At 67.3% G+C, this 14908-nt stretch carries 14 protein-coding genes; 5 read left to right on the top strand and 9 right to left on the bottom strand.

What is annotated here, in order from left to right:
• Positions 1-299: 299 nt before the first annotated feature.
• The 3 genes from ODR01_RS11390 (at position 300) to ODR01_RS11380 (ending at position 3473) form a co-directional block, all read left to right on the top strand.
• The gene (locus ODR01_RS11390) at positions 300-800 is read left to right on the top strand and encodes a hypothetical protein (RefSeq protein WP_316977775.1); all 501 of its coding nucleotides are present in this window, start codon (positions 300-302) and stop codon (positions 798-800) included.
• A 186-nt stretch (positions 801-986) separates the two neighbouring features.
• The gene (locus ODR01_RS11385) at positions 987-2231 is read left to right on the top strand and encodes a thiolase family protein (protein WP_316977774.1); all 1245 of its coding nucleotides are present in this window, start codon (positions 987-989) and stop codon (positions 2229-2231) included.
• Between the two features lie 36 nt (positions 2232-2267).
• On the top strand, positions 2268-3473 hold the full coding sequence (locus ODR01_RS11380) for a CaiB/BaiF CoA transferase family protein (protein ID WP_316977773.1): 1206 nt from the start codon (positions 2268-2270) through the stop codon (positions 3471-3473).
• Between the two features lie 79 nt (positions 3474-3552).
• On the opposite strand, the gene ODR01_RS11375 is transcribed toward ODR01_RS11380, so the two are convergent.
• On the bottom strand, positions 3553-4803 hold the full coding sequence (locus tag ODR01_RS11375; RefSeq protein WP_316977772.1) for an SPOR domain-containing protein: 1251 nt from the start codon (positions 4801-4803) through the stop codon (positions 3553-3555).
• Positions 4804-5159: 356 nt separating this feature from the next.
• Between ODR01_RS11375 and ODR01_RS11370 the strand changes: the two genes are divergently transcribed.
• On the top strand, positions 5160-5669 hold the full coding sequence (locus tag ODR01_RS11370; RefSeq protein ID WP_316977771.1) for a hypothetical protein: 510 nt from the start codon (positions 5160-5162) through the stop codon (positions 5667-5669).
• A gap of 30 nt (positions 5670-5699) precedes the next feature.
• On the opposite strand, the gene ODR01_RS11365 is transcribed toward ODR01_RS11370, so the two are convergent.
• The 4 genes from ODR01_RS11365 to ODR01_RS11350 form a co-directional block, all read right to left on the bottom strand.
• A complete protein-coding gene (locus ODR01_RS11365) occupies positions 5700-6479 on the bottom strand; it encodes a PhzF family phenazine biosynthesis protein (protein WP_316977770.1) in 780 nt (259 codons plus the stop codon).
• A gap of 11 nt (positions 6480-6490) precedes the next feature.
• Complete coding sequence (locus ODR01_RS11360; RefSeq protein ID WP_316977769.1) at positions 6491-6919, bottom strand: GNAT family N-acetyltransferase; 429 nt, start codon at positions 6917-6919, stop codon at positions 6491-6493.
• A 6-nt stretch (positions 6920-6925) separates the two neighbouring features.
• The gene (locus ODR01_RS11355; RefSeq protein WP_316977768.1) at positions 6926-7636 is read right to left on the bottom strand and encodes an alanyl-tRNA editing protein; all 711 of its coding nucleotides are present in this window, start codon (positions 7634-7636) and stop codon (positions 6926-6928) included.
• An 82-nt stretch (positions 7637-7718) separates the two neighbouring features.
• The gene (locus ODR01_RS11350) at positions 7719-7937 is read right to left on the bottom strand and encodes a DUF1127 domain-containing protein (RefSeq protein ID WP_316977767.1); all 219 of its coding nucleotides are present in this window, start codon (positions 7935-7937) and stop codon (positions 7719-7721) included.
• 152 nt (positions 7938-8089) lie between these two features.
• Here ODR01_RS11350 and ehuR point away from each other — a divergent pair, with 152 nt between their 5' ends.
• The gene (gene ehuR / locus ODR01_RS11345; protein WP_316977766.1) at positions 8090-9478 is read left to right on the top strand and encodes a MocR-like ectoine utilization transcription factor EhuR; all 1389 of its coding nucleotides are present in this window, start codon (positions 8090-8092) and stop codon (positions 9476-9478) included.
• A 40-nt stretch (positions 9479-9518) separates the two neighbouring features.
• Here ehuR and thiD read toward each other — a convergent pair whose 3' ends face one another.
• The 4 genes from thiD to ftsH all read right to left on the bottom strand — a co-directional run bounded on the left by thiD (position 9519) and on the right by ftsH (position 14850).
• On the bottom strand, positions 9519-10325 hold the full coding sequence (gene thiD, locus ODR01_RS11340) for a bifunctional hydroxymethylpyrimidine kinase/phosphomethylpyrimidine kinase (RefSeq protein WP_316977765.1): 807 nt from the start codon (positions 10323-10325) through the stop codon (positions 9519-9521).
• A gap of 27 nt (positions 10326-10352) precedes the next feature.
• Positions 10353-11699 (bottom strand): phosphoglucosamine mutase, encoded by a 1347-nt coding sequence (gene glmM / locus ODR01_RS11335; protein ID WP_316977764.1) that lies wholly within the window; start codon positions 11697-11699, stop codon positions 10353-10355.
• Between the two features lie 95 nt (positions 11700-11794).
• The gene (gene folP / locus ODR01_RS11330) at positions 11795-12913 is read right to left on the bottom strand and encodes a dihydropteroate synthase (protein WP_316977763.1); all 1119 of its coding nucleotides are present in this window, start codon (positions 12911-12913) and stop codon (positions 11795-11797) included.
• Positions 12910-14850 (bottom strand): ATP-dependent zinc metalloprotease FtsH, encoded by a 1941-nt coding sequence (ftsH, locus tag ODR01_RS11325; protein WP_316977762.1) that lies wholly within the window; start codon positions 14848-14850, stop codon positions 12910-12912. The genes folP and ftsH overlap by 4 nt, the downstream gene beginning before the upstream one ends.
• Positions 14851-14908 lie beyond the last annotated feature (58 nt).

Genomic DNA, 14908 nt, shown 5'->3' with positions numbered 1-14908 from the left:
AGCCTCTCACAGCCAGACCCAAGACCGCCGCCCGCGTATCCCTTCAATATCCAACTATGTCAAAGAACGAAACGGCGCGACTGCCGCGCTCGTGGGATCGGGGTTCTACGCCAACGATCCACCGTTGTCAAACAAAGATCGGGACAGAACGCGAATTATATCGAGAGACCCCGTTAAAAACAACTCCGGCCCGGCCGTCGACGGAAGATTGGCCTCTCGCGAATTGAATGATATAGGTTTTTCCGGGCTTGCGTCGAGGGCAGTGTCGACGGTTTTGCGGCCCGCAAGGGGAGAGCGTCATGGCAAAATGGGATGTGGCGATTCGCGCCACCTTGATCGCGGCCAGCCTGGCCGCCGCCGGATGCGGCCAGAAGATGGGAATCGCCGCCCCGGCCGGCGGCGGCACCGCCAATTCGGCCGGCGCCGTCGCCGGTTTCACCACCTTCCCCGACATGCCAATGCCCGCCGCCGGCGACATCGACGTCGAACGCACCCTGATCTTCGGCACCGGCGAAGCCTGGTTCGGCCGGCTGGTCATCAACACCCCGCACAGCACCGGCGACATGTTCACCTTCTATCGGGAGGGGCTGCCGGGATTCGGCTGGCAGGAGGTGACCTCGGTGCGCGCCGCCACCAGCGTGCTGACCTACACGCGCGCCGAACGGGTCGTCACCATCCAGGTCCAGGCCCGCACCATCCGCGGCTCGGAAATCTCCATCACCGTGTCGCCCCACGGCGCCCCGGCGAGCACGCCAACCGGGACCGTCCAGCCGCGAATGCCGGTCGAGACGATCCGCTAGCCGCGGCCCGACCGCTCATTCCTTGAGCCTCGATCGCGCCTGCGCCATACTGCGCCGGTGCCCTTGCACCGGCCGGGCCCAGCCGGCCGTGTCGGGGCCGGAGGCAACCATCAATCCGCCGGGGCATCACCCGGCCAAAAACGGGCCGCCCCATGCCGGCCCGCCAGCCAAGCCAGGGGACCATTCATGAAGGAAGTTGTGATCATCGACGGCGTCCGCAGCCCGATCGGCCGATTCGGCGGCGGACTTTCCGGCGTCCGCCCCGACGACCTGTTGGCCGAGGTTTACAAGGGCCTGATGGCGCGCACCGGCGTCGACCCGGCACTGCTTGAGGACGTCTACGCCGGTTGCGGCAACCAGGCCGGCGAGGACAACCGCGACGTCGCCCGCATGTCGGTCCTGCTGGCCGGCTTCCCGGTCGAAGTTTCGGGCGTCACCCTCAACCGCAACTGCTCCTCGGCGCTGGAAGCCGTCAACCAGGCCGCCAAGGCGATCATCGCCGGTGAGGGCGACGTCTTCATCGGCAGCGGTGTCGAATCGATGAGCCGGGCGCCGTGGAGTATGCCCAAGCCCGAGAAGGTGCCGGTGACCGGCCATCCCAAGGTGTGGGACACCACGGTCGGCTGGCGCTACAACAACCCGCGCCTCGACGCGCTTTATCCAATCGTCAGCCTGGGCGAGACCGCCGAAAACATCGCCCAGGAAATGCAGATCGGCCGCGCCGAGCAGGACGCCTTTGCGCTCGAAAGCCAGCGTCGGGCGGTCGCCGCCATCGACGCCGGCCGCTTCAAGGACGAGATCCTCCCCATCGTGGTGCCCGGCCGCAAGGGCGACACCGTCGTCGATACCGACGAGCACCCGCGCTACCGCAAGGAGAACGGCCACTATCTGCTCGACACCTCGCTCGAACAGCTGGGCAAGCTGCCGGGCGCCTTCCGCAAGGGCGGCACGGTGACCGCCGGCAATTCGAGCGGCATCAACGACGGTGCCGCCGCGCTGCTTCTGACCAGCGGCGAGAAGGCCAAGGAACTGGGGCTGAAGCCCAAGCTGCGCTGGGTCGGCTCGGCGGTGGCCGGCGTCGATCCCGGCGTCATGGGCTATGGCCCGGTGCCGGCCACGGAAAAGCTGCTGAAGCGCCTCGGCCTCAAGGTCGAAGACATCGGGCTGATCGAGCTCAACGAGGCTTTCGCCGCCCAGGCCATCGGCTGCATGCGCAAGCTCGGCCTCGATCCCGCCAACACCAACGTCAACGGCGGCGGCATCGCGCTGGGCCACCCGACGGGGGCCACCGGCGCCCGGCTCATCGTCACCCTGATGCACGAGATGCAGCGCCGGGCGCCCGCCGCCAAGCGGCCGTTCTACGGCTTGGCCACGCTGTGCGTCGGTGTCGGCATGGGGGTTTCGACCCTCGTCGAATGGATCGGCGACTGAGCGCCGGCCGCAAAAACCGCCAGGGAGGAAACATCCATGAATCGTCCGCTCACCGGCATTCGGGTCACCGGCCTCGAACAGTATATGGCCGGCCCGTACTGCACGCTTCTGTTGGCCGACGCCGGGGCCGAGGTCATCAAGATCGAACGGCCCGGCAAGGGCGACCCGCGCCGATCGATCCCGCCCTTCGTCGAGAAAGGGGGCGTCAAACAAGCCGCCGGCTTTATGGGCTATAATCGCAACAAGAAGAGCCTCGCGCTCGACATCGCCGCGCCGAAGGGACAGGAGATCTATAAGAAACTGGTCGCCACCTCCGACGTGGTGGTCGAGAACCTTAGGCCGGGCTCGATGGATCGCCAGGGTCTCGGCTTCGAGGACATGCGCAAGCTCAACCCGCGCCTCATCTGGGCGGTCATTTCGGGATTTGGGCGGATGCCCGGCTTCAAGGGCCCCTATTCCGACCGTCCGGCCTTCGACATCGTCGCCGAGGCCATGGGCGGCATCATGCACCAAGTCGGCTTCGCCGATAAGCCGCCGTCGTGGACGATTTACGGCATGGCCGACATCTACACCGGCATGGTCACCGCCTACGGCGTCATGCAGGCGCTGTTCGCCCGCGAACGCACCGGCCAAGGCCAACTGGTCGACTCCTCGATGTTCGACAACATGCTGGCCTTGAGCGAGCAGGCGCTGGCCGTCTACTCGGTATCGGGCCAAGTGACCAGCCGCGGGCGGCTGCGCAACGTCTGGCCGCGCGGCGCCTTTCAGACCAAGGACGGCTACATCGCCCTCAACGTCCCCGACAACACCATCTGGAGCCGCCTGGCCGAAGCGGTCGGCCGGCCCGACCTGATCGAGGACGAACGCAGCAAGACGGCCCCGGCCCGCTCCGAGAACGCCGAGTTCCTGCGCCCGATCATCGAGGGCTGGCTGGCCGGCAAGACCCGCGCCGAGGCGGTCGACAGCCTGAACGGGGCCGGCGTTCCCACCGGGCCCGTCTATACCGCGGAAGACATTTTCACCGATCCCCACGTCGAGGCGCGGGGCATGCTGATGGAGGTGGACGGCATCAAGTTCGCGCGCACGGTTCCCCACCTGTCGGCCAACCCCACGCTGCCGGCCGAACCGGCCCCCAAACTGGGCCAGCACACGCGGCCCATCCTCCAGGATCTGCTGGGATACAGCGCCGCCGAGGTCGATGCCCTGGCCGCCGAGAACGTCGTTCAAGTCGTCGACGCCTGACAGGCTGCGGCCGGGAGAATGGATTTCTCCCGGCCGCTCTCTCACATCGATATTCGTTGCCGCCCCCGCGACGCCCGGCTCAGCCGCCGCTTAGGAACGTCGGCTCGCAGTACTGGCGGCGGCGCTTGAGCTTGCCGCAAAGGTCCGCGGCGCCGTTGCGGTCGACCAGCGGCCCCGCGTTGAGCCGGTAGAAGGTCCCCTTGGGACCGAGATTGATCGTCGTGACCTCGGCCGACAGCGCACTCAAGAGATCCTTATGGGCGCGTTTCAACTCGGTCCAGCCGCGATCGGCCGCCGCACGCGACTTATAGGACGCCAGATGCACCGCCGGCTGCGGCCCCTTTCCTTTGGCGGCCGGGGCGCTTGCCGTCTTGTCCGCCGTCGCCGCCCCGCCGGCATCGGCGGTTTGGGCGGCCGGCTTGGCTGACGGCATCGCCTGCAATGCCCTTTCGATGGCGGCCCGCTCGCGGGCGTGTTCATCCGACGAGACCAGCCCCTCGGCCTGCAACGCCTCGAGCCGGCGCACCGCGTCGGCGGCCTCCATCAGACCCTTCGGCGGCTGGCCGGGGTTGGCCACCGCCACCGGCGCCGACGCCATCAGGGCATCGAGGATGATCCCCCGTTCGGCGGCGTGCTGGCTGACCGTCATCGCCCGCATCTCCAACGCCCGGCCGATGGCGCGCAACCGCCCGGCGACCTGCTCGTTGCTGGGCACAGGCCGGTCCAGGCCGGCCGCCGGCGGCGGCGAGGTCAGCGGCAGCAGGGCGCCCAGGTTGGCCTGCCGGCGCTTCGCGTATTCTTCGCCGGTGATCAGCCCCTCATCGCGCAGCGAGCGCATGATTCTGAAACGGGTGACGATATTGGTGTCGCCCTCGCTGAGAACGGACATCACCGGGGCCGACGGCACCCCGGGCGCCGAAGCGTCGACAGCGGCGCCCGGCGCGGCGCGCCCCATCATGGCCGCCACCGTGGGGGCCCCCGCGACGCCGGCAGGTGAGCCTGAGGCGCCATTTTTAGCCCCGGCGGCAACGCCGCTGCTTTCGAGAAGGGCCAGGTTGAGGCTGGCGATTTCGGAGACCGGACGGGTGTTGTTGGTGTTCCAGACGACAAACTGCTGCGAGGCGTCGGGACGGATGGCCAGAATGGCCTCATACATCTCCCTGGCTTTGGTGACCTGCCCGGTGTTCTGGTAAAGGATTCCCATGCCCATAAGGGCGTGGACGTCCTTGGGCTCGGCGGTCAGCGCCTTGCGAAAATGGGCCTCGGCCACGGCGTAGTTGCCCATGCCAAGCGCGGCCAGGCCGAGTTCCGCCTCGGTGTTTGCCTTCATGGGGCTGGACGCCCAGAATTCGTCCTTCAAGATTTCGCTATTCTTTGTCATGCCGCAGGCGCCGACACTTGCGGCCGCCATAAGACAGACGGCATAGCGAAGAAACTGTCTTTTCACGATTCCATCCTCGTCGCCGAAACCCGCGAAATGTCCGGGCGCCTCGTTGCTTGTGCGCCAAGAACAGGCGCAAAATATAGTAAACTGATAGCGGAGAGAGTCCTAACATTCTATTAATCCACGTTTTTTCCGGGGTGCCGCAGCCACCCTCCGGAGCTTGCCGGTCCTCCCAATTCATTGACGTTTGGCGAGAAGTCGTTACCCTGCGCCGATGGCGTTTCGGTCAAGGTGAAGCGCGCATGCGCCAACGGACTCTTAAACGCGGACTGGCCCTGCTGAGCGCGGTCTGGATGATTTCCATGACGTTGGCGCTGTTCCTGACCGCTCCCGGTCCCGAGGCCGAGGTTCAGCGCCGCCATCAACTGGACTTGGGCCTGAGCGACTGCCAGGAGCGGTTTTCAACGGGCAACGAGCGATATCAGTGCACGTCGGCGCTGCTGCGCCAGGAGTCGTGGGACGTCGCCCTTCTGTGGACACAGCGGCTGATCATCCTTTTCGGCCCGCCCCTGGCGGCCGGGGCGGTGTTCACCCGCCGCAAGATCCGTCTCGAGCGGCTCCGCGAGGAGAGACGTCACCGCGACCGGCTCAAACGCCTGGAGCGCGAAGGCCACGTCGCCGGACATCCGACAGGCGGCTCGGGGGCTTCCCATTCCCATGCGACACACCATGCCGCCGATAGCCGGGTGCATGCGGCCGACGCCGCGGCCCAGCGATTTGGCCGCCCGCCCCAGAAATCGCCTGGGGATTGAAAGGGCCGCACGGCCAAGCGTGTGTCCCCGTCAGAGAAAAATGGTGCCTTCCAGGTAAAGGACGGCGCGGCCGGCGATGCTGACGCGCGTGCCTTCGTCGCGGCAGAACAACTCTCCGCCCCGCCGGGAAATCTGCCGGGCGTGCAGGTCGGCCTTGCCGAGGCGCGCCGACCAATAGGGAATCAGCGTGCAATGGGCCGAGCCGGTGACCGGATCTTCCGGAATGCCATGCGCCGGCGCGAAGAACCGCGAAACGAAATCGCAATCCTCGCCCGGCGCCGTGGCGATCACGCCACGCGGCCCGAAGGCCACCAGGTCCGCCATGCGCGGGCGCAATTCGCGAACCTCGGCCGCCGAGGCGTAGACCATCAGATAGTTGTCGGCGGCCAGCACCTTTTCGGGCGCGCCACCGACGGCCGCGACGAGGCCGGCGTCCGGCGCCGTCTCGGCGGCCGGCTTGGCGGGAAAGTCCATGACCAGCCGATCATTTTCCCGCTTGACGGTCAGCGGTCCGCTGCGGGTTTCGAAAGTGACCGCCGGCCGCTTCGGCTCCAGCCGGTTGAGCAGCAGGTGGCCGGTGGCCAGCGTCGCATGCCCGCACAGGTCGACCTCGCAAGTCGGCGTGAACCAGCGCAGGCCGAAGCCATCGCCTTTCGGCACGAAAAAGGCCGTTTCCGAAAGATTGTTCTCGGCGGCAATGGCTTGCATTTGCTGGTCGGAAAGCCACGCGTCGAGCGGGCATACCGCCGCCGGATTGCCCGAGAAAACGGAATCGGTGAACGCGTCGATCTGGAACAGGGAGAGTTTCATCGTCTTTCCTTTCAACCCGTGCGGCGGCGGCCGAAACAGTTGTCGAAATGGGCCATTCCGGCCTGAGGGTAATAGGTCATCGCCCCGGGGGCCGAAAGCAGCAGCAGGGTCACTGCCTTGGCGCCCCCGGCCTTCTCGTGGGTAAGGTCCATCAGGCGCCGCCCGATGCCCCGCCCCTGCCATGCGCGGTCGACCGCCAGGTCGGACAGATAGCAGCAATAGGCGAAATCGGTCAGCGACCGGGCGACACCGATCAGCCGCCCGTCATCGTCGCGCGCACAAACGGTCAGGCTGGCGTTCTTCAGCATGGCGGCGATGGTGCCGGGGTCGTCGACCGGCCGGCGCTCGGCCAAACCCGAGCGGCGCAGCACGTCGATGAACTCCGCCGCGCTCAGATCGCCCTCGACAGCATAGGAAACGCCGTTGGATGAAGAGCCCATGATCGTCTAGTCCTCAAGGTGAAGGGTGATGCGGCGATTGTGCTTGCCCTTGTTCTCGATCTTGCCGATCGAGACCCGTCCGATCTCGCCGGTACGCGCCACGTGGGTGCCGCCGCAGGGCTGCAGGTCGACCCCCTGGATTTCGACCAGTCGCACCCGCCCGCCGCCGGTCGGCGGCTTGACCGACATGGTCCGCACGAGGTCGGGCTTGGCCGCCAGTTCGGCATCGGTGATCCAGCGGGTCTCGACGGCGTGGTCTTCCGCGATCAGCCGGTTGAGCGCCGCCGTCAATTGCTCCTTGTCCAGCACCGTGTCGGGAAGATCGAAGTCGAGGCGGCCCTTGTCCTCGCCGACGGCACCGCCGGTCACCCCTTGCGGGATGAGGGCGCACAGCAGGTGCATGGCGGTGTGCATGCGCATCAGGCGGTGGCGGCGCGGCCAGTCGATTTCCGCCGTCACCGCGGCGCCGACCTCGGGCCGCGGCGCCCCCTCGGCCGGCACATGCAGGTGGTCCCCGCTTTCGCGATCGCGGCGCGCCTCAACGATGGCGACGCTTCGCCCGTCGCCCAGGCGCAAGGTGCCGGCGTCGCCCGGTTGGCCGCCGCCGGTCGCATAGAAGACGGTGCGGTCCAGTTGAATGCCGCGACCGTCGATCGCCGTGACGGTCGCCGCGCACGTCTTTGCGTAAGCGTCTTTCCGGAAAATTTCCTCGGTCATTGTCCGTCTCCCCGGCTGTTCGGCCTTCTCCTTCGATACGGCATAGCCCACCGTCCGATCAAGCCGTTCCACCGTCACCCCTTCAGGTCCATGGCGTCCGGCCGCGCGACGCCTCGTCGATCGCCGGCGGCCGCCAGAAGGCGCGATTGGCCTCGCGCTCGGCATCCGTGCGGCAAAGCCCGACGTCGCGGAGTTCGCGCTCGCCCATGGCGGCCAAGTAGGCGCGATAGCGTTGCCGCTGTTGCCAAATTGCGACCTTCTCGAGCGCCCATCCGCGTGCACCCTTCAGCCAAGCCCCCACCGCTGGACCACAAACTCGGTAGGCCCAGGGAAGAAAGCCCCCGGAAATTGTACGGGTACAATTTCTTGTGTCCATCACACATATCCCGAAATTGTATCGATATTCCGAAGATGTATTGACACAATTTCACCGTCAATGTATTTATTGTATCCATGACAATATGGAAGCCTGACCTATCGCATCACACCGGCCCCCTTTATCTCGCCATCGCCGACGCCATGGTTGCCGGCATCGAGGGGGGCGAGCTCAAGGCCGGCGACCGTCTGCCGCCGCAGCGCATCCTGGCTTTCGATCTGGGACTTACCGTCGGTACGGTCACGCGCGCCTATGCCGAGGCCGAGCGGCGCGGCCTGGTGACCGGCGAGGTCGGACGCGGCACCTTCATCCGCGGCGCCGACAGCAAGCGCAACGTGCCGTTCTGTATCGTCGAAGACGAGGAAACGGGGATCGTCGATCTCAGCCTCAATTTTCCGACGGAGGCCGGACAGGCGGCGCGCTACGCCAAAACGGCCGCCGAACTCGCCGCCGACGCCAACGTCGACCTTCTGCTTCGCTATCAGCCGGCGGCCGGCAACCCCCGCCATCGCGCGGCGATGGCCGCCCTGGCCGCCCGCGGCGGGGTCCACGTGCCACCCGAACGGGTTGTCGTCACCTCCGGCGCTCAGCACGCCATGACGGTTGTCTTCGGTTCGATCTGCCGGCCGGGCGATGTGGTGCTGGCCGAGGAACTCGCCTATCCCGGCATCATCGCCGTGGCCCGGGTGCTGCACCTGCGCCTGCGCGGTGTCGCTCTCGACGGCGAGGGATTGCGGCCCGATGCCTTTGAAGCCGCCTGTCGCAAGGGCGATGCCAAGGCGTTGTATTGCGTGCCGACCTATCAGAACCCGACCAGCGCCGTCATGGGAGAATCGCGCCGGGCCGAAATTGCGGCCATTGCCCGCGAAAACGGCGTCACCATCGTCGAGGATGACGTTTACGGCTTCCTCCACGATAGCCCGCCGAAACCCCTGGCCACCTTTCTTCCGGAAGCCACCTACTATATCTCCAGCACGTCGAAATCGATGATGCCGGCTCTACGGTTGGGCTTTGTCGTCTGTCCGGAAGGCATGACCGATGCCGTCGCCGAGACGGTTCGCACGACGACGTGGATGGCCAATCCCCTGGCCGCCGATGTGGTCAGCCGCTGGGTCGCCGATGGAACGGTCGACGCGTTCGCCAACCAGCACCGCAGCGAATCGAGGGCCCGCCTTGATGTGGCGAGACGGGTCCTGGCGGGCGTTCCCTTCCATTCGGCGCCAGGGACTTCACACATCTGGCTGCCCCTTCCCGCGCCGTGGAGCGCCGACGACTTCGTCGGCCGCGCGGCCGCCCGCAACGTGCGGCTGATCTCGGCCAAGCCTTTCGCCGTCACCGGCATGGTGCCGCAGGCATTGCGGATCTGCCTGGGCAGCCCGGCAACGCGCGACGATCTGGAGCGCGGGCTGACGGTCGTTGCCGACCTGATGCGAAGCGCGCCCGACCAACCGTTCGCCGTCGTCTGAGCGACGCGGCGCGGTTCATCGCCAGCATGACGAAAGGCAATCAGGCCGTAAACGGCTTGACGGTGTGGCCGTGGTTCAACGGGCCGTGGCCGTGGCCGAACCCCGGGTTGGTGCGGATCGCCTCGAACACATAGGCCCGCGCCCGTGCCACCGCGTCGCGCACGCTCATGCCCTGGGCCAGGCCGGTGGCGATGGCCGAGGCCGTGGTGCAACCGGTTCCGTGGGTGTTGGCGGTGGGCAGGCGCGGCCCCTCGAAGGCCTCCAGCAGATGGCGCTCTTCGAACAGCAGGTCGACGATGGTGTCGCCCTCCATGTGGCCGCCCTTCACCAGCACGTACTTCGGCCCCAGGGTGGACAGCATCATGCCGGCGGCCAACGCCGTCTCGCGGTCGCGGATCCTCATCCCGGTCAGGGCCGCCGCTTCGGGAATGTTCGGCGTCAGCACGGTCGCCAGCAGGATCATCCGCCGCTTGAGGGTGGCCACCGCCTGGGTTTCGAGAAGCGAGGCGCCGCCCTTCGCTACCATCACCGGGTCGACGACGATGGGCACTTCGGGAACCATTTTCTGAAGCACGTCGCAGACGGCATTGATGACGTCCGGCCGATGCAGCATGCCGACCTTGATGCAGTCGGCCCCGATGTCGTCCAGCACCACTTCCAGCTGCCGGGCGACAAAGTCGGGCGGCACGTCGTGGATGCCGAAGACGCCCTGGGTATTCTGCGCCGTCAACGCGGTAATCGCGGTCATGGCATAGCCGCCCAGCGCCGTCACCGTCTTGATGTCGGCCTGGATTCCGGCACCGCCGCCCGAATCCGAGCCGGCAATGATCAGCACGCGTCCCTTCATGATGGTCCCAGCATCCCCGATGTCCCGTCAGCCGGCAGTGTCGCCGATCACTTCCAGCAACTCGTCGACGATCGCCTCGATCAGCGCCGCGTCCTCGCCTTCCGCCATGACACGAATCAATGGCTCGGTCCCCGACTTGCGAATCAAAAGCCGGCCGACGCCGTCCAGTCGGCTTTCGGCGTCGGCGATGGCCGACTTGACGCGGGCGTTCTGAAGCGGCGCCCCCTGTTTGAAGCGGATGTTCTTGAGAACCTGGGGCATCGGTTCGAACACCCGGCAGACCTCGCCGGCCGGCCGGCCGGTGACGACGATCGCCGAGAGCACCTGCAGGGCGGCGATCAGGCCATCGCCGGTCGTCGAGTGATCGCCCAAGATGATGTGCCCCGACTGCTCGCCGCCGAGGTTGAAGCGGTGCTCGCGCATGTGCTCGACCACATAGCGGTCGCCGACCGGCGTGCGCACCAGGGAGAGCCCCTGCCCTTCCAGATAGCGCTCAAGCCCCAGGTTGGACATGACCGTCGCCACCACGCCGTTGCCGGCCAGCCGCCCATCGGCCGCCCACCGGGTCGCGATCAGGCCCATCATCTGGTCGCCGTCGATCAGGTTGCCGTTGCCGTCGGCCATCAGCACGCGGTCGGCGTCGCCATCGAGCGCGAGCCCGAGGTCGGCGCCGTGGGCCAGGATCTGGCTGCGCATCGTCTCGGTGTGGGTCGAGCCGCACTTCTCGTTGATGTTGAAGCCGTCGGGATCGACCGCCACCGGAATCACCTCGGCGCCCAGTTCCCACAGAATTTCGGGGGCGACGCGATAGGCCGCGCCGTTGGCGCAATCGACGACGATCTTGAGCCCGTCCAGACGCACGCCGCGCGGCACCGTCTGCTTGACGTGCTCGATATAGCGGCCGACGGCGTCGTCGACGCGCCGCGCCCGGCCCAGGTTCTCCGACGGCGCCAAAAGGGCCGTCATGTCCTCGCCCATCCGCCGTTCGATTTCCGCCTCGACCTCGTCGGACAGCTTGAAGCCGTCGCCGCTGAACAGCTTGATGCCGTTGTCGCGGAACGGGTTGTGCGAGGCCGAGATCATGACCCCGACGTCGGCCCGAAGGCTGCGCGTCAACATGGCCACCGCCGGCGTCGGCAGCGGTCCGACCAGGAAGACGTCCATCCCCATGGAAATGAACCCCGCCGTCAGCGCCGGCTCGATCAGATAGCCGGAAAGGCGGGTGTCCTTGCCGATGACCACACGGTGGCGGTGATTGCCGTTGGTGAAATGGACCCCCGCCCCCATCCCGACCTTGAGCGCCGTCTCGGCGGTCATCGGTTCGCGATTGGCGGTGCCTCGAATGCCGTCGGTTCCGAAATATTTCCGTGTCATGGCCCAGACCGATCAAATCCCGTGCGCCGGGAGGTACATCAGAGCCGCCGCTTTGCCAACTCTTTCTTACGACGACCCGACCGCAGCGGGAATTCTCAGGCCGGTACCGTCTCGGCCTCGGCGATGGCCCGCCACACGGCAAGCGCCTGGCGCGTCTCCGCCACATCGTGGACGCGCAGGATATGAGCCCCCCTGGCGGCCCCGGCCAGCGCCGCCGCCAGCGATCCGGCCAGCCGCTCCGCCGGCGGCTCGCCGCGGCTCAGTCGCCCGATGAAGCTCTTGCGCGATACTCCCAGCACGGTCACGCACCCCAGGCCGAGGAAAAGCTCCAGGCGGCCGAGAATGCGCAGGTTGTGGGCAACAGTCTTGCCGAAACCGATGCCGGGATCAACGGCGATACGCTGCCTGGGAATGCCCGCCGCCTCGCACGCCGCGATGCGATCGCGCAGGTAATCGAAAACGTCGAGCGCGGCGTCGGCGTAGCGGGGATCGTTCTGCATGGTGCCCGGCTCGCCCTGCATGTGCATGAGCACGACCGGCGCCGCCGCCCCGGCCGCCACCCGCGGGGACGCCGTTTCGCCCGCGAGCGCGGTGATGTCGTTGACGATGCGGGCGCCGGCCTCAAGCGCCGCCTTCATGACGGCGGCCCGCCGGGTGTCGACGGAAACGACGAAGCCCTCCGCCGCCAGGGCGCGCACCACCGGCAGCACCCGGGCCATCTCGCTTTCCAGCGAGACCGCGGCCGCTCCCGGACGGGTCGATTCGCCGCCGACGTCGAGGATGTCCGCCCCCTCGGCGGCCAGCCGGCGTCCGTGTTCGATGGCCAGCCCGACCTCCAGGAACTCTCCGCCGTCGGAAAAGCTGTCGGGGGTGACGTTGATGACCCCCATGACGAGCGGCCTGTCCGCCGCCAGGCCGGCGAACGGGGCCCGCACGGCGGCGATGGCGTCCAGCGTCGCCGCGACGTGGCGGGCGAGGCCGTCTCCCTCCGCCGCCGCCCAGGCGACGATCTCGCCGGTCGGCGCGGTGAGGGAAGCGGTCCCTTCGGCTTGACGGATCAGCACCTCGCAGTGCCGCGGCCGGCACGCGGCAAAGGCCGCTCCATCGAGCGGCCGGACATAGACCCGCGCCGCCGGATCGTCGCCCGCATGCAGAAAGCCCCGCGGAAACGCGGGGCCCTCGGCTTTCTTGAGGCGGCCGGTGGCTCGGCTCATGACCCCGGCTGGGGCTCGGCCTCCAGGCCGCCCTGCGGTCCCTTGTTGGCCTTGCCGGCGGACGGTACCGACGACTTGCGGCCGCTGCTGTCGCGCGGCGTCGGGGTCGGCTCGTCGTCGGCGGTGGGGCGCACGATGGGTTCGCCGCGCAGCAGCGCCTTGACCTCCTCGCCGCTCAGCGTCTCGTATTCCAGCAGCGCCACCGCCAGTTTCTCCAGATCGTCGCGATGCTCGGTCAGGATCTTTTCCGCCAGCATCTCGCCGTTGTCGATCAGCCGGCGGATCTCGTCGTCGATCAGCTTGGCCGTGGCGTCGGAAACGTTCTTGCGCTGCGTCACCGAATGGCCGAGGAAGACCTCCTCCTCGTTGTCGGTATAGCGCAGCGGCCCGAGCTTTTCCGAGAAGCCGTACTCGGTGACCATGCGCCGGGCCATTTCGGTGGCCTGCTTGATGTCGTTGCCGGCGCCGGTGGTGATGTTCTCGGGGCCGAACACCAGGCGCTCGGCGACGCGTCCGCCGAAGGTCATGGCGATCCGCGATTCCAGCTCCAGCTTCGAATAGCCATAGCGGTCGCGCTCGGGCAGCGACATGGTCACGCCCAAGGCCCGGCCGCGCGGGATGATTGTCACCTTGTGCAGGGGATCGTGTTTGGGAACGTAAAGCGCGATGATGGCGTGCCCCGCCTCGTGATAGGCGGTCAGCTTCTTCTCCTCATCGGTCATCACCATGGAGCGCCGTTCGGCACCCATGATCACCTTGTCCTTGGCGGCCTCGAACTCGGTCATGCTGACCAGACGCTTGCCGGCCCGGGCAGCCAGCAGCGCGGCCTCGTTGACCAGGTTGGCCAGGTCGGCACCGGAAAAGCCCGGCGTCCCGCGGGCGATGACGCGGGCGTCGACGTCGGTCGCCAGCGGCACCTTGCGCATGTGGACCTTGAGGATCTTCTCGCGGCCCAGGATGTCGGGATTGGGCACCACCACCTGGCGGTCGAACCGTCCCGGACGCAGCAGCGCCGGGTCGAGAACGTCGGGCCGGTTGGTGGCGGCGATCAGGATCACGCCCTCGTTCGATTCGAAGCCGTCCATCTCGACCAGCAACTGGTTCAGGGTCTGCTCGCGCTCGTCGTTGCCGCCGCCCAGGCCGGCGCCGCGATGGCGCCCGACGGCGTCAAGCTCGTCGATGAAGATGATGCACGGCGCGTTCTTCTTGCCCTGCTCGAACATGTCGCGCACGCGGCTGGCGCCGACGCCGACGAACATCTCGACGAAGTCGGAGCCCGAGATGGTGAAGAACGGCACGTTGGCCTCGCCGGCGATGGCGCGGGCCAGCAGGGTCTTGCCGGTGCCGGGAGGGCCAACCAGCAGGCAGCCCTTCGGAATCTTGCCACCCAGGCGCTGGAACTTGTGGGGGTCCTTCAGGAACTCGACGATTTCTTCCAGTTCCTGCTTGGCCTCGTCGATGCCGGCCACGTCCTCGAAGGTCACGCGCCCGGTCTTCTCGGTCAGAAGCCGCGCCCGGGACTTGCCGAAGCCCATGGCCTTGCCGCCGCCCGCCTGCATCTGGCGCATGAAGAAGATCCAGATGCCGATGAGAAGCAGCATCGGGAACCACGAAATCAGGATGCCCCAGAAGGTCGGCGTCCCGTCGTCGGCCGGCACCGCGGTGATCCGCACCCCGCGCTCGATCAGCTGCGGAACCAGGTTTGGATCGTCGGGCGAATACGTGCCGAAGCTCCGGCCGTCGCGATAGTGCCCGGTGATCTTCTTGCCCTGGATGGTGACGTCCAGGATCTCCCCGCGGTTCGCCTCGCTCACGAATTCGGAAAAGGCCAAGCTGTTTTCCGGTCCCCGGCTGGGCGATCCCTGGAACAGGTTGAACAGGGCAAACACCAGCAGCGCAACGACGATCCACAGTGCCAGATTGCGGCTAAAATTCACGAAAGCTTCCTTCCTGCATCGGCCGGTTCGACAACCGCACACGGCGCGGCGGACCCCG

Source organism: Shumkonia mesophila, assembly GCF_026163695.1.
GTDB classification, from domain to species: Bacteria; Pseudomonadota; Alphaproteobacteria; order Rhodospirillales; family Shumkoniaceae; genus Shumkonia; species Shumkonia mesophila.
The sequence above is the reverse complement of the archived record's forward strand: the minus strand, read 5'-3'. Positions and strand labels throughout refer to the sequence as shown.

What these genes read in the sequence shown, in the direction of transcription:
- ODR01_RS11390 (WP_316977775.1), top strand. Translation starts at nt 300, where the DNA reads ATGGCAAAATGGGATGTGGCGATTCGCGCCACCTTGATCGCGGCCAGC.
- ODR01_RS11385 (WP_316977774.1), top strand. Translation starts at nt 987, where the DNA reads ATGAAGGAAGTTGTGATCATCGACGGCGTCCGCAGCCCGATCGGCCGA.
- ODR01_RS11380 (WP_316977773.1), top strand. Translation starts at nt 2,268, where the DNA reads ATGAATCGTCCGCTCACCGGCATTCGGGTCACCGGCCTCGAACAGTAT.
- ODR01_RS11375 (WP_316977772.1), bottom strand. Translation starts at nt 4,803, where the DNA reads ATGAAGGCAAACACCGAGGCGGAACTCGGCCTGGCCGCGCTTGGCATG.
- ODR01_RS11370 (WP_316977771.1), top strand. Translation starts at nt 5,160, where the DNA reads ATGCGCCAACGGACTCTTAAACGCGGACTGGCCCTGCTGAGCGCGGTC.
- ODR01_RS11365 (WP_316977770.1), bottom strand. Translation starts at nt 6,479, where the DNA reads ATGAAACTCTCCCTGTTCCAGATCGACGCGTTCACCGATTCCGTTTTC.
- ODR01_RS11360 (WP_316977769.1), bottom strand. Translation starts at nt 6,919, where the DNA reads ATGGGCTCTTCATCCAACGGCGTTTCCTATGCTGTCGAGGGCGATCTG.
- ODR01_RS11355 (WP_316977768.1), bottom strand. Translation starts at nt 7,636, where the DNA reads ATGACCGAGGAAATTTTCCGGAAAGACGCTTACGCAAAGACGTGCGCG.
- ehuR (WP_316977766.1), top strand. Translation starts at nt 8,090, where the DNA reads ATGACAATATGGAAGCCTGACCTATCGCATCACACCGGCCCCCTTTAT.
- thiD (WP_316977765.1), bottom strand. Translation starts at nt 10,325, where the DNA reads ATGAAGGGACGCGTGCTGATCATTGCCGGCTCGGATTCGGGCGGCGGT.
- glmM (WP_316977764.1), bottom strand. Translation starts at nt 11,699, where the DNA reads ATGACACGGAAATATTTCGGAACCGACGGCATTCGAGGCACCGCCAAT.
- folP (WP_316977763.1), bottom strand. Translation starts at nt 12,913, where the DNA reads ATGAGCCGAGCCACCGGCCGCCTCAAGAAAGCCGAGGGCCCCGCGTTT.